The sequence below is a fragment of the Kitasatospora sp. NPDC048365 genome (assembly GCF_043200835.1).
Taxonomy (GTDB): Bacteria; Actinomycetota; Actinomycetes; order Streptomycetales; family Streptomycetaceae; genus Kitasatospora; species Kitasatospora terrestris.
In genome coordinates, this window is record NZ_JBICYJ010000023.1 from 94,206 (window position 1) to 114,292 (window position 20,087).

The window sequence follows — 20,087 nt, forward strand, 5'->3', positions numbered from 1 at the left end:
ATGGCAGTCCTGAGCTCCTCCCTCCCGCCGGTGCTGCGCCGCAAGCGCCGGCGGGAGCGGGCCCGCACCCTCGCGTTCCTCTCCCCCTGGCTGGTCGGCTTCGGCGTGTTCTTCGCCTACCCGCTGGTCTCCACCGTCTACTTCTCCTTCATGCGGTACGACGGCTTCGCGCCGCCGACCTTCACCGGCCTGAAGAACTGGGACTACGTCCTCACCAAGTACCCGTTCTTCTGGCAGGGGCTCGGCAACACCCTGTGGCTGGTCGCGGTGATGGTCACCCTGCGGGTCGCCTTCGGCCTCGGCATCGGCCTGCTGATCACCAAGGTGAGGACCGGCGCCGGGTTCTTCCGCACCGCCTTCTACCTGCCCTACCTGGCCCCGCCGGTGGCCGCCACGATGGCCTTCGCCTTCCTGCTCAACCCCGGCACCGGCCCGGTCAACCACCTGCTCGGCGAGCTCGGCCTGCCGCAGCCCGGCTGGTTCACCGACCCGACCTGGTCCAAGCCCGCGCTGACCCTGCTGGCGATGTGGGGCGTCGGCGACCTGATGGTGATCTTCATGGCGGCGCTGCTGGACGTCCCGCGCGAGCAGTACGAGGCCGCCGAGCTGGACGGCGCCGGGCCCTGGCAGAAGTTCCGCTACGTGACCTTCCCGAACATCACCCCGATCGTGCTGTTCGCCGTGGTCACCGGCGTGATCCAGACCATGCAGTACTACACCCAGGCGATCGTCGCCGGGAAGGTCGCCAGCGGCGTGATCGGCGGCTCCGGCCAGCAGTTCGAACCCGGCTACCCGCACGGCTCCACCTGGACCCTGCCGCAGATGGTGTACAGCCTCGGCTTCCAGCGCTTCGACACCGGCTCGGCGTGCGTGGTCGCGGTCATCCTGTTCGCCCTCTCGATGGCCTTCACCTCCCTGCTGCTGCGCCGCCGCGCCGGCTTCCTGAACGAGGAGTGAGCGCGATGACCACCATCACCGCCCCGGCCCGCGCCGCCCGCGCGACCGCCGCCCCCGCGATCCGCCGCCGCGCACTGCTCAACTGGGTGGCCGTCCACTCGCTGGCCGTCGCCGCCGCACTGTTCTTCCTGCTGCCCTTCGTCTTCGTGTTCCTCACCTCGGTGATGAGCGACCAGCAGGCGCTCACCTCCGAGCTGTGGCCGCACGCATGGCACTGGGGCAACTACGCCGAGGTCTGGCGGACCCCCGGCTTCCTCACCTGGTGGCGCAACACCCTGCTGTACGCCGGGCTCGGCACCCTGCTGGTCGTGGTCTCCAGCGTCCCGGTGGCGTACGCGCTCGCCAAGTTCCGCTTCCGCGGGCGCAACCTCGCCCTGATGGCGGTCATCTCGATGATGATGCTGCCGCCGCAGGTCACCGTCATCCCGATGTACCTGTTCTGGGCCAAGCAGCTCCACCTGACCGGCTCGCTCTGGCCGCTGATCATCCCGATGGCCTTCGGCGACGCGTTCTCCATCTTCCTGCTGCGCCAGTTCCTGCTGACCATCCCCAAGGAGTACGTGGAGGCCGCCCGGATCGACGGCTGCGGCGAACTGCGCACCCTGCTGCGGGTGGTGCTGCCGATGGCCAAGCCGGCGATCGCCGCGGTCGCGCTGTTCCAGTTCTTCTGCTGCTGGAACGACTACTTCGGCCCGCAGATCTACTCCAGCGAGAACGAGGGCGCCTGGACGCTCAGTTACGGCCTGGAGTCGTTCAAGGGCGCCCACCACACCAACTGGAACCTCACCATGGCGGCCACCCTGCTGGTGATGGCGCCGGTCATCGTCCTGTTCTTCTTCGCCCAGAAAGCCTTCATCGAAGGCGTCACACTCACAGGAGTCAAAGGCTGATGTCTGCACTGAAGTTGGCCATCGTCGGCGGTGGATCCACCTACACCCCCGAACTGATCGACGGCTTCGCGCGGCTGCGGGACACCCTGCCGATCGGCGAGCTCGTCCTGATCGACCCGGCCGCCGACCGGCTGGAGCTGATCGCCGGCCTGGCCCGCCGGATCTTCGCCAAGCAGGGCCACACCGCGACCGTCACCACCTCGGTGGACGTCACCGCCGGCGTCCAGGGCGCCGACGCCGTCCTGCTCCAGCTGCGGGTCGGCGGCCAGGCCGCGCGCAACGAGGACGAGACCTGGCCGCTGGACTGCGGCTGCGTCGGCCAGGAGACCACCGGCGCCGGCGGCCTCGCCAAGGCGCTGCGCACCGTCCCGGTCGTCCTGGACATCGCCGAGCAGGTCCGCCGGGCCAACCCGGACGCCTGGATCGTCGACTTCACCAACCCGGTCGGCATCGTCACCCGCGCCCTGCAGACCGCCGGGCACAAGGCCGTCGGCCTGTGCAACGTGGCGATCGGCTTCCAGCGCAAGTTCGCCGCCCACCTCGGCGTCGACCCCGAGCTGATCCGCCTCGACCACGTCGGCCTCAACCACCTCACCTGGGAGCGCGGCGTCACCCTGCTCGACGCCCCCGGCGCCGCCACCGGCCGCGAGGTGCTCCCCGACCTGCTCGCCGGCCACGGCGAGGAGATCGCCGCCGACCTGCACCTGCCGCTGCCCGTCGTCCGCCGGCTCGGCGTCGTCCCCTCGTACTACCTGCGCTACTTCTACCAGCACGACCAGGTCGTCGCCGAGCTCAAGGAGAAGGGCTCCCGCGCCGCCGAGGTCGCCGCCATCGAGAAGCAGTTGCTGGAGATGTACGCCGACCCCGCCCTCGACACCAAGCCCGAACTCCTCGGCAAGCGCGGCGGCGCCTTCTACTCCGAGGCCGCCGTCCAGCTGATCGCCGCCCTGCTCGGCACCGGCGGGCAGAAGAGCGTCCAGGTGGTCAACACCCGCAACGACGGCATCCTGCCGTTCCTCCCCGACGACGCCGTCGTCGAGGTCCCCGCCGAGGTCGACGCCACCGGCGTCCGCCCGCTCCCGCAGCGCCCCGTCGAACCCCTCTACGCCGGACTGATCGCAAACGTCACCGCGTACGAGCACCTCGCCCTGGAGGCCGCGCTCAAGGGCGGCCGCGACCGGGTCTTCGACGCCCTGCTCGCCCACCCGCTGATCGGCCAGATCGAACTCGCCGACCAACTCACCGACCGGCTGATCGCCCACAACCGCCAGCACCTCGGCTGGGCGTGACCACCCACCATGACCACCACGCACCACCCTGGGGGGATGCACCGATGACCAGACCGCACCCCGAGCACCTCCCCGGCGTCCTCGCCATCGACGCCGGCAACAGCAAGACCGACGTGGCCCTCGTCTCCACCGACGGGCGGGTCCTCGGCACCGCCCGCGGCGGCGGCTTCCAGCCGCAGGCCAACGGCGTCGAAGCGACCGTCGGCGCCCTCGCCCCGCTCGTCCGCACCGCCGCCGCCCAGGCCGGCCTGCCGGCCGACGGACCCGTCGCCGCCCACGTCAGCGCCTGCCTCGCCAACGCCGACCTGCCGGTCGAGGAGCAGCGCCTGCACGCCGAGATCACCGCCCACGGCTGGGCCCCCAGCACCGCCGTCGCCAACGACACCTTCGGCCTGCTGCGGGCCGGCACCGACGGGCCGTACGGCGTCGCCGTGGTCTGCGGCGCCGGGATCAACTGCGTCGGCCTGCGGCCCGACGGGCGGACCGCCCGCTGGCCCGCACTCGGCACACTCACCGGCGACTGGGGCGGCGGCGGCGGACTCGCCTCCGAGGCCATGTGGCACGCCACCCGCGCCGAGGACGGCCGCGGCGGGCCCACCCTGCTCTCCGCCATGATCGGCGCGCACTTCGGCCTGCCCGGCGCCGGCGCCGTCGCCGAGGCCATGCACCTCGGCGACCTCGACCCGGGCCGGCTGCACGAGGTCTCCCGGGTGCTCTTCGCCGCCGGCGAGGCCGGCGACCCGACCGCGCTGCAACTGATCGACCGCCAGGCCGACGAGATCACCCGCTTCGTGACCGTCGCCCTCACCCGGCTCGACCTGATCGGCGAACCCGTCCCGGTCGTCCTCGGCGGCGGCGTCCTGGCGTCCCGTCAGCCCCTGCTGATGGACAACCTGCTGGCCCGGCTCGCCGCCGTGGCACCGCTCGCCGAACCCCGCGTCGTCGTCGCCCCACCCGTGCTCGGCGCCGCCCTCCTCGGCCTCGACCACCTCGGCGCCGGGGCCACCGCCCAGCACCGCCTCCGCGACGCCTACCCCAGCGTCCACCCGGTCGCCGCCTGACGCCGACCCCCGATCCCCCACCGCCGCGCGTCCGCACCGGGTCCGCACACCCGACCGGCCGCGCGGCGGCGGGCCCACGTAGTAAAGTCCCCGGAATGATCACCCGGGGGAAGCGGATGACCAAGCGGCAGCGCCGCCAAGTGGCTTGGAGCCTGCGGGGGGTGGCGCTGCTGGCCGTGCTGGCCCACCTGCCGGGAGCGCGGGCCGCGACGGACGGCGGACTCGTCAGAGTCGAGTCCTGGCTCAACCGTCCGGTGCTGCTGCTCGGCGGCGCGATCGCGCTGATCGTGCTCTCCCTGGTGGTCGAACTGGACTTCCGCACCAAGTGGTCCCAGATCGGCTGCGCGGCTCTCCTGGCCCCGCTGGTCCTCGTAGGCGCGCTGGTGGTCTTCGTGGCGCTCACGAAGTCCGGCGGCGCCCACCCGATGGAGCGGCTCACCTCCCCGGCGCAACCCGACCGGGTGGTGACCGTCATCGACCTCGACTTCATCGACCCCGTCTACCGGTTCGAGCTCCGGACCGGCACCGGTTGGTCCGAACGGCACTGGGACCTCGGCGAGTACGACGGGTTCGAGCACGACGAGCACGCGGAGTGGACCGGCCCGAACGAGATCACCGTCACCCGGGAGGACTCCCGCACCGTCTTCACCCTCGACCCCGCCACCGGCCGCCCCGACAAGGGCCGGGAGGTGCCGCGCTAGGCGGTGCCCGCGGCAGGGGTGCGGCCGCGGAAGGTGCGACGGTATTCGCGGGGGGCGACGCCGACGCGGCGGGTGAAGACGGGGCGGAGCGAGACGGCGGAGCCGAAGCCGCAGCGGACGGCGATCGCGTCGACCGGCAGGTCGGTCTCCTCCAGGAGCCGCTGCGCGGCGAGGACGCGCTGTTCGAGGAGCCAGCGCAGCGGCGGGGTGCCGGTGGCCTCGGCGAAGCGGCGGGCGAAGGTGCGTTCGGACATGACGGCCTCGCGGGCCATCCGGCCGACGGTCCACGGGCTGTCGAGCGCGGCCAGGACGGCGCCGCGGACGGCGGTCAGCGGGTCGTCGCGCTCGGCGGCGGCGGGGACCGGCGAGGGGATGAACTGGGCCTGCCCGCCGGTGCGGAAGGGCGCGGTGACCATGGAGCGGGCGATCTCCGCGGCGGCCTGCTGCCCGTGCGCGGTGCGCACCAGGTGCAGGCACAGGTCGATGCCGGCGGCGACGCCGGCCGAGGTCCAGATCCGGCCGTCGCCGGTGAACAGGACCTGCGGGTCGACGTGGACGGCGGGGTGGCGTTCGGCCAGCCGGTCGGCGAGCCACCAGTGGGTGGTGGCGGTGCGGCCGTCGAGCAGTCCGGCGTCGGCGAGCAGGAAGGCGCCGGCGCACAGCGAGGCGATCTGCACGCCGGCCGCGTGGGCGGCGCGGACCGCGTCGAGCAGGGCGGGGTCGAACGGGGCGAGCGGGTCGGCCATGCCGGGGACGAGGACCAGGTCGCAGCGGGTGAGCGCGTCGAGTCCGGCGTCGGGGACGCGTTCCAGGCCGCCGGTGAGCGCGACCCGGGCGCCGGGCGGTCCGCAGACCAGCAGGTCGAAGCCGGGCAGGCCGGGGCGGCCGACCCGGTTCGACCAGACCTCGGTGACGACGGCGTAGTCGAAGGCGCGGACGCCGTCGAAGATCAGGCAGCCAACGGTGCGCATGGCAGGAATGTATCGATGGTGGGCTCTTCCGCCTCTCACCGGCCCCGGTGGCGGGCTCGCAGGATGGAGCCATGACGAACACCAGCGCATTCGACGCCCCGCTCCGGCTCGCCGCCGACGCCGTCCTGATCATGATCGACGTCCAGCAGGGCTTCGAGGACGCCGCCTTCTGGGGCGAGCGCGACAACCCGCAGGCCGAGGCGAACATGGCCGCGCTGCTGGACGCCTGGGCGGCGACCGGCCGGCCGGTGGTCACCGTCCAGCACGGCTCCCCGGGCGGCCCGCTCGCCCCGGGCACCCCGGGGTACGAGCTGAAGCCGATGATGGCCGGGGTCGCGGCGGACCTGCACATCACCAAGACCGTCAACAGTGCGTTCTACGGCACCCCGGACCTGCACGCGTGGCTGCAGGCCCGGGGTGCCACCCAGCTGGTGGTGGCCGGGATCATGACCAACGTCTGCAACGAGACCACCGCCCGGATGGGCGGCAACCTGGGCTACGACGTGGTCTTCCCGACCGACGCCATGCACACCTTCGCGATGGCCGGGCCGGACGGCGTGTCGATCCCGGCCGAGCAGCTGGCCCGGGCGACCGCGGCCGTCCTGCACCGGATGCGGTTCGCCAAGGTGGTGGCCACCGGGGACGTGCTGAAGGCCGCTCAGGCCTGAGCGTCTGCGGCGGCGGCTCCGACCGGGCCCTTGCCGGGCTCCGCGGCCGCCGCTTCCGGCTTGAGGCGCTTGCCGAGCAGCACGAAGAGCAGGACCAGCCCGACGGTGAGCACGATGTGGCCGAGGCCCGCGATGCCGGAGACCGCCTCGGAGACCTGGTGGCCGAGCACGGTGAGGGTGCCCTTGACCGTCATCGTGCCGACGGTGATCGCGATGCCGGCGTTGTAGCACCAGAAGAACCAGCTGAACAGCCGGTGCCCGGACAGCCCGAACTGCTTGTCCAGGGCCAGCACGATCAGGAAGCCCAGCATGCCGAGCGCGAGCAGGTGGGTGTGGACGACGGAGAGCTGGGTGTCGCCCTCGAAGTGGTTGGCCCGGGTGAGTTCCCGGTAGTACAGCCCCGAGATCAGTCCCAGGATCATGTAGGTGTGTGCCGCGTAGTACGACTTGCGCATGGCCCCCGCTCCTTGCCGGTCAAGTGCCGCTCGGACGGGGGCCATTGAAGCATCTCCGGCGGCCGTTCCCCAGGGCTCAGTGCAGGTGGTCGCGGACCCAGGCGGCGAGGACCTTCGCGCAGCCGTCGACCGACTCCCGCCAGGTCCGGTCGGCGCCCTCGCCGGCCTCGTCGCTGACGTGCTTGACCAGCCGGACCGGCACCTCGGCGCGGCGCGCGACGGTGGCGATCGCGTAGCCCTCCATGTCGACCAGGTCGGCGCTGAGCGCGAGCCGGTCGCGGGCGGCCGGGTCGGAGACGAACAGGTCGCCGGTGGCCAGGGTCGGGCCGCCGGCGGCCCCGAGGTCGATCGGCGCGCCGTAGGTGCGGCCGGTGAGCGCCTTCAGGACCGGGGTGTCGATGTCGTGCTGGAGCACGCTCGCCACCTCGTGGGTGCCCTCCCAGCCCGGCTTGAGCGCACCGGCGGTGCCCAGGTTGACGACCTGGGACGGCAGTTCGCCGCAGGCCAGCACGGTGGCCAGGGCGGCGGTGGCGTTGATCTTCCCGATGCCGGTGAGCAGGACGGGCAGCCGCTCGTCCAGGTGGGCCGCCTCCTCGCGGACGGCGACGACGAGCAGCGGGCGGTCCGGTGAGACGGTTCCGATGAGGCGCATACCGCCATGCTACAAATCCGTCCGGCACCCGCCGCGGCCGGAACCGGACGCCGTCGACGGGCGTCGCCGCTCTCGGAACGCCTGCGGAACATCGCGGAACGCCGACACGGAACAACACTGAACAACCTCAAGTCCGGCACAACTCACGTGTGATCGTCAGCGCCCGCCGCCATACTGCTGCTGCGGGCCGAGGCCCGCTCCGAGGGGCGGGCCACAGGGGAGGGTGGGCGGTGGGAACACCGGTAATCACGCAGAAGCAGGGGGCCGTTGCGGGGCTTCCCGCGCAGGCCGGGCGGCAGCCCGTGCCGCGCGGGCCGCGGGGCGCGCTGGGCCGGCTGCGGTCGCAGGCGCAGACCCCGCCGGGCCGGCTGCGGCTCGCGGGCGGGGTGCTGGCCGCGCTGGTGCTGCTGTTCGGCACGGTCGCGGCCTGGCAGGTGGCCGACCGGGCGGCGATGGCCTCGCAGGTGGTGTCGCACAGCCAGCCGCTGAGCCAGGACGCGGCGGAGATCTACCGCTCGCTGGCGGACGCGGACACCACCGCCGCGGGCGGCTTCCTGCTGGCCGGCGCGGAGCCGCCGGAGATCCGCAAGCGCTACCAGGACGACCTGGCGACCGCGGCCCGGCTGCTCGCGCAGGCCGCGGCGCGCACCGGGTCGTCCCCCGAGGCGCAGCGCTCGGTCGCCGAGCTCAACCAGCAGCTTCCGCGGTACGCGGGCCTGGTGGAGACCGCCCGGGCGAACGACCGGCAGGGCCTGCCGCTCGGCGGCGCCTACCTGCGGTACGCCTCGAAGCTGATGCAGCAGACCATGCTGCCGAACGCGCAGAAACTGGTCGACGCGGAGGCGAAGCAGCTGGACCGGGACCAGGAGACGGCGAGCGCCTACCCGCTGGTGGCGCTGCTGCTCGGGCTGCTGGCGCTCGGGGCGCTGGCCCGCTACCAGGTGGTGCTGTTCCGGCGGACCAACCGGGTGTTCAACGTGGGTCTGGTGGGCGCGAGCGCCGCGGTGCTGGTCGCCGTGGTGTGGCTGGCCGCCGGGTCCGCGGCCGCCGGGTCCGCGCTGGCGGACAGCCGGCAGACCGGCTCGCGGCCGCTGGCCGAGCTCAACCGGGTCCGGATCTCGGCCCTCCAGGCGCACGCGGCGGAGAACCTCAACCTGGTCGACCGGGGTTCCTCGGACACCTACTCCAAGGCCTGGAAGACCCTCGCCGACCCGCTGAACGGTCCGTCCCGCCAGCCCGGTTCGGTGGCGTGGGCGTCCGAGGTGGCGCCGAGCGGGGCGAATGCTGCGATGACCGAGGGCGGCAAGCAGTTCGCCGCCTGGCAGAAGCGCCACCAGGCAGCGGCCGATCAGCAGGCGTCGGGCGACTACGACGCGGCGCTGCGGGCGACGCTGAGCGCCACCGGCGGGGACACCTCGGACGCGGCGTTCAACGCGATGGACGAGCAGTTCGGCAAGGCGGCGGCGATCGAGCAGGGCCGCTTCGAGGCGGCGGCGTCCGGGGTGGGCGGCTCGCTGGAGCTGCTGGCCGTGGGCGCGGCGGTGCTGGCCGTGGGCGCCGCGATCGGTGTGGTCCGGGGCGTGGGCCGCCGGCTGGCGGAGTACCGGTGAGGGGGACGGGAACGATGAGGCGTACAAGGATGCGGACGGTCGGGGCCCGCGCGCTGGTCGCGGCCGCGGTGCTGGGGGCCGGGGTGCTGGGCGCCGGCACCTCGCAGGGTGCCGGGGGCGCGCGGCCCGCCGCCGCGGTGGAACAGGCCGCGGAGGGGGCGCTGCAGGCCGACGACAGCTGCGACCTGGCGGCCAGCCTGCCGCCGGCCAAGAACGTCGGCGCGAAGATCCGCAAGATCCGCGAGCGCGGGACGCTGGTCGTCGGCGTGGACCAGAACAGCTACAACTGGGGGTTCCGCAACCCGCAGTCCGGCCGGATCGAGGGCTTCGACATCGACCTGGCGCGGGCGATCGCCAAGTCCGTCCTGGGCGACCCGAACAAGGTGACGCTCAAGGCCCTGCCGACCGCGCGCCGGATCGACGCGATCAAGGCGGGCGAGATCGACATGGTGGTGCGCACCATGACGATCACCTGCGACCGGAAGAAGGAGATCTCCTTCTCGGTGCCGTACTTCCGGACCTCCCAGCAGGTGACGGTCCCCGGCTCGTCCACCGCGAAGTCCTTCACCGAGGCGCTGCGCGGCAAGCGGGTCTGCGTGGCCGAGAACTCCTCCACCCACCTGGAGCTCAAGCGCGACAGCCGGGGTGCCAGCGAGATCAGGACCACCGACAACCAGCTCGACTGCCTGGTGCTGATGCAGCTCGGCGAGGTGGACGCGATCTTCACCGACAGCGCGCTGGCCGCCTCCCAGCTCGCCCAGGACCGCACGATGCGGCTGATCCCGGAGACCGTGCTGCCGAGCTACATGGGCATCGGCATGAACCAGGCCGACACCGACCTGGTCGCCTGGGTCAACCAGGTGCTGGTCGAGTGGCGGACCGACGGCGGCTGGCGCGGCTCCTTCGACCACTGGCTGGCGCCCACCATGGGGTCACCGGACGGCTACCTCCCGTAGCGGGCCGGTACCGGCGTCACGTCCCAACCCACCATCCGGGAGACTCTGAGCCGACAGGCCGACAGGCCGACCATCCGTCAGTACCGCACGGACCGAGAGAGGGAGGGACCCGCGTTGGCAGGAACGGCCGGCCCGGTGATGAACCGGGAGGAGGTGGACCGCGCCCTGGCCCGCCTGGGCGCGGAGCGCGACGCCGTGGAGGCGGCGCTGCTCGCCCTGCAGGACCACCCCGGCCGGCGGCTGCTGGAGGGCGCCGCGCTGTCCGGGCGGACCCAGGAGCGCTGGGCGGTCGCCGAGCAGGGCCTCGGGCTGCTGTGGTCCCTGTTCGACCGGTACTCGGAGGCGCTCGCCTCGGCCCGCGCGGTGCGGGCCCGGCGCGGCCGTCCCGGCAGCGCCGAGCTGGCCGAGCTGAGCGAGCTGCTCACCGGCGCCTCGGTGACCGTCTCCGGCGGCCAACTGCCGGACGCGGTGGGCCGGCTGGGCGCCGGCCCGGCCCGGCTGGTCGAGCGGGTCGGCCTGGACGAGCTGATGGAGCGGATGAACGGCTGGTACGCCGTGGTGCTGGAGGTGGTCAACGCCGTCGACGCGGTGTGGTCCGCGCTGCCCGCCCGGATCGACCTGCTGCTCGCCGAGCTGGGCCGGGTCCAGATGCTGGCGCTGTCGGTCGGGGTGCGGCCCGGCAGCCACCCGCTCGCCGACGACCTCGCCGGGCTGGCCTCGGAGTTGACCGCGCTGCGCGCCGAGGTGCTGGCCGATCCGCTGGCGCTGTGGCGGCCCAGCCGGGTGCCCGCCCAGCGCGGCACCGTCCCGGAGACGTCCGCCCTGGCCTCTCCGACCGGCGCGGTGGACACCACCGGCTTCGACCGGGCCGGGCGGCAGCTCGACGACGTCCGGGTCGAGCTGGAGGGGCTGCTGCGGCTGCGGGACGAGTCCCACGAGCGGCTGCAGCAGGTCGGCGACCTGCTGCAGCGGGCCGACGCCACGCTCGCCGAGGCCCGGCGGGCCCGCGGCGAGGTGCTGGCGAAGATCGCCTCGACCGAGGTGCCGGCCGTGCCCGGGCCCGCCTCGGCGCTGCGCGAACGGATCGTGCAGGCGGTGGAGTTCCAGCAGACCGGCCAGTGGCACCGGCTCGGGCCGCTGCTGGACACCCTGGAGGACTCGGCCGCCAAGGAGCTGGCCCGGGCCCGGCACTCGCTGACCGAGGTGGCCCAGCCGCTGGCGGTCCGCGCGGAACTGCGGGGCCGGCTGGAGGCGTACAAGGCGATGGCGGCCCGGCGCGGCCTCGCCGAGGACCCGGTGGTGGTGGAACGGTTCGAGAAGGCCCGCTGGCTGCTGTGGAGCGCACCGTGCGACCTGCGGGCGGCGGCGGAGGCGGTGGCCCGCTTCCAGCAGGCCCTGCGCGCGCCCGAGCGGCACCCCGGGCACCAGGACATCCAGGACGGACAGGGGGAGTGAATCCGATGGCTCAGGCGTGCACCAGGCCGGACTGCACCGGTCAGGGGGAGATCGACGAGGACGGGTACTGCACCGAGTGCGGCCTGGCGCCGCTGCCGGTGTCCACCGTCGCGGGGGGCACGACGGGCAGCGTCGCGAGCGGCGCGACAGGCAGTGCCGGTGGCGGGGCCGTCCCGGCGGTGTCGGGCGGGCCGTGCGTCCACTGCGGGGGGACGATCGACGGGGACGGCTACTGCGAGGAGTGCGGGATGGCCGCCGCGCCCGCCGCGGCGGTGCCCGCGGCCCGCCGCTCGCCCGACTCGGCCCGGGTCTCCGGGACGTCCGGCTCGGTGCGGTCCTCGTCCGTGCGCTCCGGCGCCAACCGCTCCACCCGCACCGGCAGCGGCCGCTCGGTCTCGGTGCGCAACTCCCGCGGCGGCACCGGCACCACCCGCCGGGGCAACCTCGGCGCCGGGCTGGTGACCGTCCCGCCGGTGCCGACGCTGGACCCGGCGAAGGCCGTCCTGGCCGACCCGGAGGTGCCCGAGCGCAAGCGGTTCTGCTCCAAGTGCGACAGCGAGGTCGGCCGCGGCAAGAACGGCACCCCGGGCCGCCCGGAGGGCTTCTGCACCAAGTGCGGGACGCCGTACTCCTTCTCGCCGAAGCTGAGCCGCGGCGACCTGGTCGGCGGCCAGTACGAGGTGCTGGGCTGCATCGCGCACGGCGGCCTGGGCTGGATCTACCTGGCGACGGACCGCCGGGTCAACGACAAGTGGGTCGTCCTCAAGGGCCTGCTGGACACCGGGGACGAGGACGCGCTGGCCGCCGCGGTGGCCGAGCGGCGCTTCCTCGCCGAGGTGGACCACCCCAACATCGTCCGGATCATCAACTTCGCCGAGCACCCGGACCCGCGCACCGGCACGGCCGACGGCTACATCGTGATGGAGTACGTCGGCGGCAAGTCGCTCAAGGACATCGCCAACGAGCGCCGCACCCCCGACGGCCGGCGCGACCCGCTGCCGGTCGAGCAGGCCATCGCGTACGCGCTGGAGGCGCTGCCGGCGCTCGGGTACCTGCACAGCCGGGGCCTGGTGTACTGCGACTTCAAGATCGACAACGTGATCCAGAGCGACGACTCGCTCAAGATCATCGACATGGGCGCGGTCCGCCACCTCGACGACGACGGCCCGATCTACGGCACCCACGGCTACCAGGCCCCGGAGATCGCCACCGACGGACCGTCCGCCGCCTCCGACCTCTACACGGTCGCCCGCACCCTCGCCGTCCTCACCTTCGACTTCCCGGACTACGCCACCGCCCGGCGCCACCAGCTGCCCGGACCGGACGAGATCCCGCTGCTGGCCCAGTACGAGTCCTACTACCGGCTGCTGGTCCGGGCCACCGACCCCGACCCGGCCCGCCGCTTCTCCTCCGCCGAGGAGATGGCCGACCAGCTCACCGGCGTGCTGCGCGAGGTGCTGGCCCTCCAGGACGGCCGGCCCCGGCCCGCCGCCTCCACCCTCTTCGGACCGGAACTGAGGGTGGTCGACACCGAGTTGGCCGTCGAACCGCTCGACCCGGTGGCCACCGCGCTGGCCCTGCCGGTCCCGCGCGTCGACCAGGGCGACCCGAACGCCGGCTTCCTCGCCGCGCTGCTCGCCACCGCCCCCGCCGACGCCCTGGCCGCACTGGCCGCCGCCCCCGCCGACTCCCTCGAACTGCGGCTGCGCCGCCTGCGCGCCCAGCTCGAACTCGGCGACGCCGAGGCGGTCGAACTGACCCTCGCCGCCCTCGAGACCGACCACCCCGGCGACTGGCGGGTGGTGTGGAGCCGCGGCCTGTGCGCCCTCGCCGACGGCCGCGCCGACGAGGCCGCCGACTCCTTCGACGCGCTCTACGACGCCTTCCCCGGCGAGGCCGCCCCCAAGCTGGCACTCGCCGTCTGCGCCGAACTGCTCGGCCAGTACGAGGACGCCACCGCCTTCTACCGGCTGGTCTCCAGCACCGACCCGACCTACGTCAGCGCCGCCTTCGGCCTGGCCCGGGTCCGGCTGGCGACCGGCGACCGCCCCGGCGCGGTGACCGCCCTGGAAGGCGTCCCGGAGGTCTCCGCCCACTTCACCTCCGCCCGGATCGGCACCGTCCGCGCCCGGCTGCGCGGCCGCACCGCCGAGGAGCCGCTGGGCCCCGAACTCACCCGCTGCTCCGACCAGCTGACCGCGCTCGCGCTGGACGACCGGCGGCGCGAGGAGCTCTCCGTCGAGGTGCTGGACTCCGCGCTCGGCTGGGTACTGGCCGGCACCCCCGGCGACCCGTCCGCCACGCGCACCGTCCTCGGACATCCCGCGGCGGAGCGGGAACTGCGCCTCGCCCTGGAACACTCCTATCGAGTGTTGGCGCGGTTGTCCGACCGGGCCGAATCCAGGATCGAGATGGTGGAGCGGGCGAACCGGGCCCGCCCGCGAACGTGGGTGTGAGCGATGCCGCAAGTGACCGAGTGCCCGAACTGTGCCGAACCGCTGGACCCGGAGGACGCCTTCTGCGGGGCCTGCGGAGCCGACCTCAACAGCCCGCCGAGCGGACCTCCGAGCGGACCGCCGACGGTCGAGGCGACCCTGGCCGCCGAGCTGCCGAGCGTCCGTGACGACGCGTCGGCCGCTCCGGCCGGGGCCGCCGGTCTGTCCGCTCCGGGCGGGCCGGCCGGGCCGGGTGTCGGGGCCGGTCCCGACGGGGCCGACGCGCCGTCCGGCGCAGCGGTGTGCGCGCACTGCGGGGCCGACCAGGTCGCCGCGGACGGCTACTGCGAGGCGTGCGGCCAGTCCCAGCCCAAGCCCCGCGACCACCAGGAGCGTTCGCTCACCGGCGTGGCCGGGGTCAGCGACCGGGGCCTGCGGCACCACCGCAACGAGGACGCCTTCACCATCGCCGGCACCTCGCTCCCGGACGGCGAGCAGGCCGTGATCGCGGTGGTCTGCGACGGCGTCTCCTCCTCGGCCCGCCCCGACGAGGCCTCCGCCACCGCCGTGGACGCCGCCTCCGAGTCGCTGCTGACCGCGCTCGAGCAGGGCACCGACCCGGCGGCCGCCATGCGCACCGCGATCGGCACCGCCGCCCGGGCGGTCACCGACCTGGCGTACGACGGGCGGACCCCCGCCAACGAGTCCGGCCGGCTGAACGCCCCCGCCTGCACCTACGTCAGCGCCGTCGCCGCGGCCGGCCTGGTCACCATCGGCTGGGTCGGCGACACCCGGGCGTACTGGATCCCGGACGACCGGGAGACCGCCGAGCCGTACCGGCTGACCGAGGACGACTCCTGGGCCGCCCGGATGGTCGCGGCCGGCTACCTGAGCGAGGCCGAGGCGTACGCGGACCCCCGCGCCCACGCCATCACCGGCTGGCTCGGCGCCGACGCCGAGGAGCTGGTCCCGCACACCGTCAGCTTCACCCCGCACGTCCCGGGCGTCCTGCTGATCTGCACCGACGGCCTGTGGAACTACGCCGAGGCCGCCACCGACCTGGCGTTCTTCGTCCGGGCCGACGCCCGCACCCAGCCGCTGGCCGCCGCCCGCGCGCTGGTCGACTTCGCGGTCGCCGCCGGCGGCCACGACAACATCACCGTCGCGGTGCTGCCGATCACCCCGCGCACCGAGCCGCAGTCCCACGACGCCACCCTGCTGGACCTGCCGGTCCAGCAGCCCCGGCACGACGGCCACGCCGTCACCCTGCCGGACCGCCCCGCCTACGCACCCGGATCCTCCACCCACTGACAGGAGCTCTTCCGCATGGCCTCGCTGTCCCGGCCCGACCGTCCCCGGTTCGACGTCGACGTCTTCCAGAATGAGTACCTCGCCGAGGGATCGCGGGAGGTCAACGCGATCGTCACGGTCACCGCCACCGGCGGCGGCACCACCGGGGGCCGCCCGATCGGCCGCCCGGCCGGCCCGCTCGACGGGGCGGCCGGGGCCGACGCCGCCGTGGTCATCATGATCGACTGCTCCGGCTCGATGGACTACCCGGCCAGCAAGATGCGCAACGCCCGGGAGGCCACCGCGGTCGCCGTCGACACGCTGCGCGACGGCGTCGCCTTCGCGGTGGTCGCCGGCACCCACGAGGCGGTCGAGATCTACCCCGGCCAGGGCCGCCTGGCGACAGCCGACTCCGCCACCCGCGCCCAGGCCAAGGAGGCGCTGCGCAAGCTCAAGCCGAACGGCGGCACCGCGATCGGCACCTGGCTCAGCAAGGCCCAGCAGCTGTTCTCCTCGATGCCCGGCGCCGGGATCCGGCACGGCATCCTGCTCACCGACGGCAAGAACGAGCACGAGAAGGCCACCGACTTCCAGGCCGCCCTCGACCGGGCCACCGGCGTGTTCACCGCCGACTGCCGCGGCGTCGGCACCGACTGGGAGGTGGCCCAGCTGCGGCAGATCTCCTCCGCGCTGCTCGGCACCGTGGACATCGTCGCCGAGCCCGCCGACCTGGCGGACGACTTCCGCGCAATGATGGCCGGCGCGATGAGCAAGCAGATCGCCGACGTCGCGCTCAAGGTGTGGACGCCGGCCAACGCCGCGGTCAAGTACGTCAAGCAGGTCGCGCCCTCGGTCGAGGACCTCACCGCCCGGCGGACCGAGGCCGGCCCGCGCGCCGGGCTCTACCCGACCGGCCACTGGGGCGACGAGAGCCGCGACTACCACGTCAGCGTGGAGGTGCCCGCCGCCGCGGTCGGCAACGAGATGCTCGCCGCCCGGATCAGCCTGGTGCTGCCGCAGCCCGACGGCACCGAGGAGGTGCTCGGGCAGGGCCTGGTCCGCGCCGTGTGGACCGACGACCTGGCCAGCTCCACCCGGATCAACGCCCAGGTCGCCCACTACACCGGGCAGGCCGAGCTCGCCTCCTCGATCCAGGACGGTCTCGCCGCCCACCGGGCCGGCGACGTGGACACCGCCACCGCCCTGCTCGGCCGGGCCGTCCGGCTCGCCCACGCGGGCGGGAACGACGGGACGCTCAAGCTCCTGCAGAAGGTGGTCGACGTGGTCGACGCGAAGGAAGGTACGGTTCGGTTCCGGAGGAACGTGAACGAGGCCGACTCGATGGCGCTCGACTCGCGCTCCACCGTGACCGTACGCGTGAAGAAGAAGTGACCCGGAGACCCTCCGGGGAGCCCGGACCTGCTGGAAAGTGGGGGACCTGATGCCGATCTGCCCTAGGGGCCATGAGTCGCAGGCCGAGGACTGGTGCGACTTCTGCGGCTTCCCGATGACTCCGCCGCCCGGCCTCCACGTCCCGGGCACCCCTCCCCCGCCGCCCGCGCCGCCGGGGCCGCCGCCGACCGCGCCGTCGCTCTCGGTGCCGGACCTCACCGCCGGCCTGGTCACCTGCCCGATCTGCCGGACCCCGCAGACCGGGCGGTACTGCGAGGAGTGCGGGTACGACTACGCCCTCGCCCCCTCGCCGCCGCCGTCCGTCCAGCCGCACCCGCCGACCCCGGTCCCGCCGGCGCCGCAGCCCGGACCGATGCAGCAGCACCAGCCCCACCAGCAGTCGCCCCACCAGCAGCAGGCACCGCAGCAGCACCAGCCGCCGCAGTCGCCGTACGGGTTCGAGAAGCCCGGTTTCGAGCCCGGCCCGCCGACCGGCGCGCCCGCGCCGAGCGCCCCGTCGCACGGCGGCTACCCGGGGACGGGCGGCTTCCCGTCCCCCGGCGGCTTCCCGGAGACCGGCGGCTTCCCGGACGGTGACGGCTACGAGCGGACCGGCCCGGTCTACGCCCAGCCCGGCGAGGAGTTCGGCACCTCCTTCCGGCTGGCGCCGCCGGGCGCCCAGACGCCCGCACCGCCCGCCCCGCCCGCCCCTCCGGTCCGCACCAACTGGATCGCCGTGGTGACCGCCGACCGCGACTACTTCACCGAGATGATGTCGCGCAGCGGTCCGGAGGCGGCCGCGCTGTTCTTCCCGCCGTACTGCCCGGAGCGGCGGATCCCGCTCACCGGGCGCGGCGAGCTCCAGATCGGCCGGCGCAGCCAGAACCGCGGCACCGTGCCGGACATCGACCTCTCCGTGCCGCCGGAGGACCCGGGCGCCTCGCACGAGCACGCCGTCCTGGTGGAGCAGGGCGACGGCAGCTGGGTGCTGGTCGACCGCGGCTCCACCAACGGCACCTGCCTCAACGGCAGCCCGGACTCGGTGCGGCCGCACACCGCGATCCCGCTGAACGACGGCGACCGGATCCACGTCGGCGCCTGGACCACCATCACCCTGCACCGCGCCTGACCCACCGTCACATCCCACTCACCGTCGGCCGCCCGGACCACCGTCGGGGCGGCCGCTTTGATCTCGGTTGCTCAAAATTCGCACAAGCGACCTGCACCGATTCCACCCGCGCCCCTACTGTCGTCTTCATGACTGAAGCAATATCCGCGGACGGAATCCGGAAGCGGTACGGGGATGTCCAGGCTGTCGACGGGGTGTCACTCTCCGTCCGGACTGGCGAGTTCTACGGGATCCTGGGGCCCAACGGCGCCGGCAAGACCACCACTCTGGAGATCCTGGAGGGGATCAGGGAGCCCGACGAGGGCCGCGTCGAGCTGCTCGGCATGAAGCCCTGGCCGCGCAACAAGGCGCTGCTGCCGCGGATCGGCGTGCAGTTCCAGGCGTCCGCCTTCTTCAACAAGCTGACGGCCCGCGAGACGATCCGCACCTTCGCCTCCTTCTACGGCGTCGGCCCCAAGCGGGCGGACGCGATGCTGGAGCGGGTCGGCCTGACCGAGTCCTCCGCCGTCCTGACCGACAAGATGTCCGGCGGCCAGGCCCAGCGCCTGTCCATCGCCTGCGCGCTGGTGCACGACCCGGAGCTGGTCTTCCTGGACGAGCCCACCACCGGCCTCGACCCGCAGGCCCGCCGCAACCTCTGGGACCTGCTGCGGGACATCAACGCCGAGGGCCGCACCGTGGTCCTGACCACCCACTACCTGGACGAGGCCGAGGTGCTCTGCGAGCGCGTCTCGGTGATGGACCACGGAAAGGTGCTGAAGACCGGCGCGCCCGCCGCGCTGGTCCGCGAGATCGACGACACCGTCCGGGTCAGCGTCGAGTCGGGGCTGCTCACCGCCGCCCGGGCCCGCGACCTGTTCACCGAGGCCGGCGCCGAGGTCGCCAACCTGGAGGACAACGGCGTCACCCTCGCACTGTCCACCCGCGCCCCCGCGCCCGTCCTGTCGGTGCTGGCCGAGCAGAACGCGCTGCGCGGCCTCGAGGTGCGCGGCGCCACCCTGGAGGACGTCTTCCTCCAGCTGACCGGACGGGAGTACCGGGCATGACCACCACCTCCGCCCCCTCCCGCCCCGCCGTCACGCCGCCCGAGCGGCCCGGCGGGGAGCGGGGCAACGCGTTCACCGGGCTGTCCCGGGTGATGCTGCTGGGCTTCGTCCGCGACCGCGGCGCGCTCTTCTTCACGATGATCATGCCGCTGATGTTCCTGCTGCTCTTCGGGGCGCTGTACAAGAGCGGCGGCACCTCGCACCTCAAGATCGCCGAGGTCGGCCAGGTGCAGCTGCTGGACGCGATCAAGGGCCAGCAGGACGGGCCGCTCGCCGCGCTGGAGATCACCCAGTACTCGGACGAGTCCGCGGCGCTGGAGAAGGTCCGCAAGGGCGAGCTGGACGGCGTCGTCAAGCAGGGCCAGGACGGCCGGATCGAGGTCCGCTACAGCCAGGCCGACCAGGTCAAGGCGGGCACCGTCCAGGGGATCATGAACGGCCTGGTGCAGGCCGCCAACCAGGAGGCCTCCGGCGTCAAGCCGGCCTTCGCCCTCGACCTGGAGCAGGTGGAGGACAAGTCCCTGAAGCCGATCCAGTACCTCACCCCGGGCCTGCTCGGCTACGCGGTGGCGATGGGCGCGGTGTACGGCGCCTCCTTCACCCTGGTCAGCTGGCGCAAGAAGCGGGTGCTGCGGCGCCTGCGGCTGGCGCCGGTGTCGCCGGGCATGGTGGTCGGCGCCCGGGTCGGGGTGAGCGTCCTGGTGGCGCTGGCCCAGACCGGTCTGTTCCTGGCGGTCGCCACCCTGCCGTTCTTCGGGCTGAAGCTGACCGGCCACTGGTGGCTGGTGCTGCCGCTGGTGCTCTGCGCGACCATCGCCTTCATGTCGATCGGCCTGGTCACCGGCGCCGTCTCGAAGAGCGAGGAGGCCGCCAACGGCCTCAACCAGATGATCATCCTGCCGATGTCGTTCCTGGGCGGCGCCTTCATCCCGCTGGACTTCGCCCCGGGCTGGCTGCAGACGGTCTCGCACGCGATGCCGCTGCGCTACCTGACGGTCTCCGCCAAGTCGGTGCTGAGCCAGGGCGGCGGCCTGCTGGACGTCCTGCCGGCCATGGGCGGCCTGCTGGTCTTCGCCGCCGTGATGTCACTGATCGCCTGGCGCTTCTTCAACTGGGACGACGCGTAACCG

Annotated in this window: 18 protein-coding genes; 15 read left to right on the plus strand and 3 right to left on the minus strand. The window is 73.6% G+C overall.

Features of this window, described 5'->3' with window-relative positions; genetic code table 11:
- The 5 genes from ACGFX4_RS23360 to ACGFX4_RS23380 all read left to right on the plus strand — a co-directional run bounded on the left by ACGFX4_RS23360 (window position 1) and on the right by ACGFX4_RS23380 (window position 4,898).
- Entirely contained in the window at window positions 1–957 is a 957-nt protein-coding gene (locus tag ACGFX4_RS23360; protein ID WP_393077609.1) for a carbohydrate ABC transporter permease, read from the plus strand.
- Window positions 958–962: 5 nt separating this feature from the next.
- On the plus strand, window positions 963–1,847 hold the full coding sequence (locus ACGFX4_RS23365) for a carbohydrate ABC transporter permease (protein WP_393077612.1): 885 nt from the start codon (window positions 963–965) through the stop codon (window positions 1,845–1,847).
- The gene (locus tag ACGFX4_RS23370) at window positions 1,847–3,136 is read left to right on the plus strand and encodes a 6-phospho-beta-glucosidase (RefSeq protein ID WP_393077615.1); all 1,290 of its coding nucleotides are present in this window, start codon (window positions 1,847–1,849) and stop codon (window positions 3,134–3,136) included. The genes ACGFX4_RS23365 and ACGFX4_RS23370 overlap by 1 nt, the downstream gene beginning before the upstream one ends.
- A 44-nt stretch (window positions 3,137–3,180) precedes the next feature.
- Window positions 3,181–4,197: an N-acetylglucosamine kinase gene (locus tag ACGFX4_RS23375; RefSeq protein WP_393077618.1), complete on the plus strand. Its 1,017-nt coding sequence runs from the start codon at window positions 3,181–3,183 to the stop codon at window positions 4,195–4,197.
- Window positions 4,198–4,292: 95 nt separating this feature from the next.
- Window positions 4,293–4,898, plus strand: a complete 606-nt coding sequence (locus ACGFX4_RS23380) for a hypothetical protein (protein WP_393077621.1) — start codon at window positions 4,293–4,295, stop codon at window positions 4,896–4,898.
- Here the strand turns inward: ACGFX4_RS23380 and ACGFX4_RS23385 are convergent.
- A complete protein-coding gene (locus ACGFX4_RS23385) occupies window positions 4,895–5,869 on the minus strand; it encodes a GlxA family transcriptional regulator (RefSeq protein WP_393077625.1) in 975 nt (324 codons plus the stop codon). The genes ACGFX4_RS23380 and ACGFX4_RS23385 overlap by 4 nt on opposite strands.
- A gap of 71 nt (window positions 5,870–5,940) precedes the next feature.
- Here ACGFX4_RS23385 and ACGFX4_RS23390 point away from each other — a divergent pair, with 71 nt between their 5' ends.
- Complete coding sequence (locus ACGFX4_RS23390; RefSeq protein WP_393077628.1) at window positions 5,941–6,537, plus strand: cysteine hydrolase family protein; 597 nt, start codon at window positions 5,941–5,943, stop codon at window positions 6,535–6,537.
- Here ACGFX4_RS23390 and ACGFX4_RS23395 read toward each other — a convergent pair.
- Window positions 6,528–6,992 carry a DUF2871 domain-containing protein gene (locus tag ACGFX4_RS23395; RefSeq protein WP_393077630.1) on the minus strand — a complete coding sequence of 155 codons (465 nt, stop codon included), beginning with the start codon at window positions 6,990–6,992 and terminating at the stop codon, window positions 6,528–6,530. The genes ACGFX4_RS23390 and ACGFX4_RS23395 overlap by 10 nt on opposite strands.
- Window positions 6,993–7,068: 76 nt before the next feature.
- The gene (locus ACGFX4_RS23400; protein WP_393077633.1) at window positions 7,069–7,644 is read right to left on the minus strand and encodes a nucleosidase; all 576 of its coding nucleotides are present in this window, start codon (window positions 7,642–7,644) and stop codon (window positions 7,069–7,071) included.
- 230 nt (window positions 7,645–7,874) lie between these two features.
- Between ACGFX4_RS23400 and ACGFX4_RS23405 the strand changes: the two genes are divergently transcribed.
- The 9 genes from ACGFX4_RS23405 (at window position 7,875) to ACGFX4_RS23445 (ending at window position 20,084) form a co-directional block, all read left to right on the plus strand.
- The gene (locus ACGFX4_RS23405) at window positions 7,875–9,254 is read left to right on the plus strand and encodes a hypothetical protein (RefSeq protein WP_393077635.1); all 1,380 of its coding nucleotides are present in this window, start codon (window positions 7,875–7,877) and stop codon (window positions 9,252–9,254) included.
- Between the two features lie 29 nt (window positions 9,255–9,283).
- A complete protein-coding gene (locus ACGFX4_RS23410; RefSeq protein ID WP_393077638.1) occupies window positions 9,284–10,210 on the plus strand; it encodes a glutamate ABC transporter substrate-binding protein in 927 nt (308 codons plus the stop codon).
- 138 nt (window positions 10,211–10,348) lie between these two features.
- Window positions 10,349–11,665, plus strand: a complete 1,317-nt coding sequence (locus ACGFX4_RS23415) for a hypothetical protein (protein WP_393077744.1) — start codon at window positions 10,349–10,351, stop codon at window positions 11,663–11,665.
- Between the two features lie 5 nt (window positions 11,666–11,670).
- Entirely contained in the window at window positions 11,671–14,121 is a 2,451-nt protein-coding gene (locus tag ACGFX4_RS23420; protein WP_393077641.1) for a tetratricopeptide repeat protein, read from the plus strand.
- Window positions 14,122–14,124: 3 nt separating this feature from the next.
- Window positions 14,125–15,411 carry a PP2C family serine/threonine-protein phosphatase gene (locus ACGFX4_RS23425; RefSeq protein WP_393077644.1) on the plus strand — a complete coding sequence of 429 codons (1,287 nt, stop codon included), beginning with the start codon at window positions 14,125–14,127 and terminating at the stop codon, window positions 15,409–15,411.
- Between the two features lie 15 nt (window positions 15,412–15,426).
- Window positions 15,427–16,782, plus strand: coding sequence for a VWA domain-containing protein (locus ACGFX4_RS23430; RefSeq protein WP_393077646.1), 1,356 nt, complete (start codon window positions 15,427–15,429; stop codon window positions 16,780–16,782).
- Between the two features lie 49 nt (window positions 16,783–16,831).
- Window positions 16,832–17,911: an FHA domain-containing protein gene (locus tag ACGFX4_RS23435; protein ID WP_393077649.1), complete on the plus strand. Its 1,080-nt coding sequence runs from the start codon at window positions 16,832–16,834 to the stop codon at window positions 17,909–17,911.
- A gap of 128 nt (window positions 17,912–18,039) precedes the next feature.
- Window positions 18,040–18,957: an ATP-binding cassette domain-containing protein gene (locus ACGFX4_RS23440; protein ID WP_393077652.1), complete on the plus strand. Its 918-nt coding sequence runs from the start codon at window positions 18,040–18,042 to the stop codon at window positions 18,955–18,957.
- Window positions 18,954–20,084 carry an ABC transporter permease gene (locus ACGFX4_RS23445; protein ID WP_393077655.1) on the plus strand — a complete coding sequence of 377 codons (1,131 nt, stop codon included), beginning with the start codon at window positions 18,954–18,956 and terminating at the stop codon, window positions 20,082–20,084. The genes ACGFX4_RS23440 and ACGFX4_RS23445 overlap by 4 nt, the downstream gene beginning before the upstream one ends.
- Window positions 20,085–20,087: the final 3 nt, after the last annotated feature.

Bases quoted from the DNA above. Each gene is read 5' to 3' on its own strand.
- ACGFX4_RS23360 (WP_393077609.1), top strand. From the start codon at position 1: ATGGCAGTCCTGAGCTCCTCCCTCCCGCCGGTGCTGCGCCGCAAGCGC.
- ACGFX4_RS23365 (WP_393077612.1), top strand. From the start codon at position 963: ATGACCACCATCACCGCCCCGGCCCGCGCCGCCCGCGCGACCGCCGCC.
- ACGFX4_RS23370 (WP_393077615.1), top strand. From the start codon at position 1,847: ATGTCTGCACTGAAGTTGGCCATCGTCGGCGGTGGATCCACCTACACC.
- ACGFX4_RS23375 (WP_393077618.1), top strand. From the start codon at position 3,181: ATGACCAGACCGCACCCCGAGCACCTCCCCGGCGTCCTCGCCATCGAC.
- ACGFX4_RS23380 (WP_393077621.1), top strand. From the start codon at position 4,293: ATGATCACCCGGGGGAAGCGGATGACCAAGCGGCAGCGCCGCCAAGTG.
- ACGFX4_RS23385 (WP_393077625.1), bottom strand. From the start codon at position 5,869: ATGCGCACCGTTGGCTGCCTGATCTTCGACGGCGTCCGCGCCTTCGAC.
- ACGFX4_RS23390 (WP_393077628.1), top strand. From the start codon at position 5,941: ATGACGAACACCAGCGCATTCGACGCCCCGCTCCGGCTCGCCGCCGAC.
- ACGFX4_RS23395 (WP_393077630.1), bottom strand. From the start codon at position 6,992: ATGCGCAAGTCGTACTACGCGGCACACACCTACATGATCCTGGGACTG.
- ACGFX4_RS23400 (WP_393077633.1), bottom strand. From the start codon at position 7,644: ATGCGCCTCATCGGAACCGTCTCACCGGACCGCCCGCTGCTCGTCGTC.
- ACGFX4_RS23410 (WP_393077638.1), top strand. From the start codon at position 9,284: ATGCGGACGGTCGGGGCCCGCGCGCTGGTCGCGGCCGCGGTGCTGGGG.
- ACGFX4_RS23415 (WP_393077744.1), top strand. From the start codon at position 10,349: ATGAACCGGGAGGAGGTGGACCGCGCCCTGGCCCGCCTGGGCGCGGAG.
- ACGFX4_RS23420 (WP_393077641.1), top strand. From the start codon at position 11,671: ATGGCTCAGGCGTGCACCAGGCCGGACTGCACCGGTCAGGGGGAGATC.
- ACGFX4_RS23425 (WP_393077644.1), top strand. From the start codon at position 14,125: ATGCCGCAAGTGACCGAGTGCCCGAACTGTGCCGAACCGCTGGACCCG.
- ACGFX4_RS23430 (WP_393077646.1), top strand. From the start codon at position 15,427: ATGGCCTCGCTGTCCCGGCCCGACCGTCCCCGGTTCGACGTCGACGTC.
- ACGFX4_RS23435 (WP_393077649.1), top strand. From the start codon at position 16,832: ATGCCGATCTGCCCTAGGGGCCATGAGTCGCAGGCCGAGGACTGGTGC.
- ACGFX4_RS23440 (WP_393077652.1), top strand. From the start codon at position 18,040: ATGACTGAAGCAATATCCGCGGACGGAATCCGGAAGCGGTACGGGGAT.
- ACGFX4_RS23445 (WP_393077655.1), top strand. From the start codon at position 18,954: ATGACCACCACCTCCGCCCCCTCCCGCCCCGCCGTCACGCCGCCCGAG.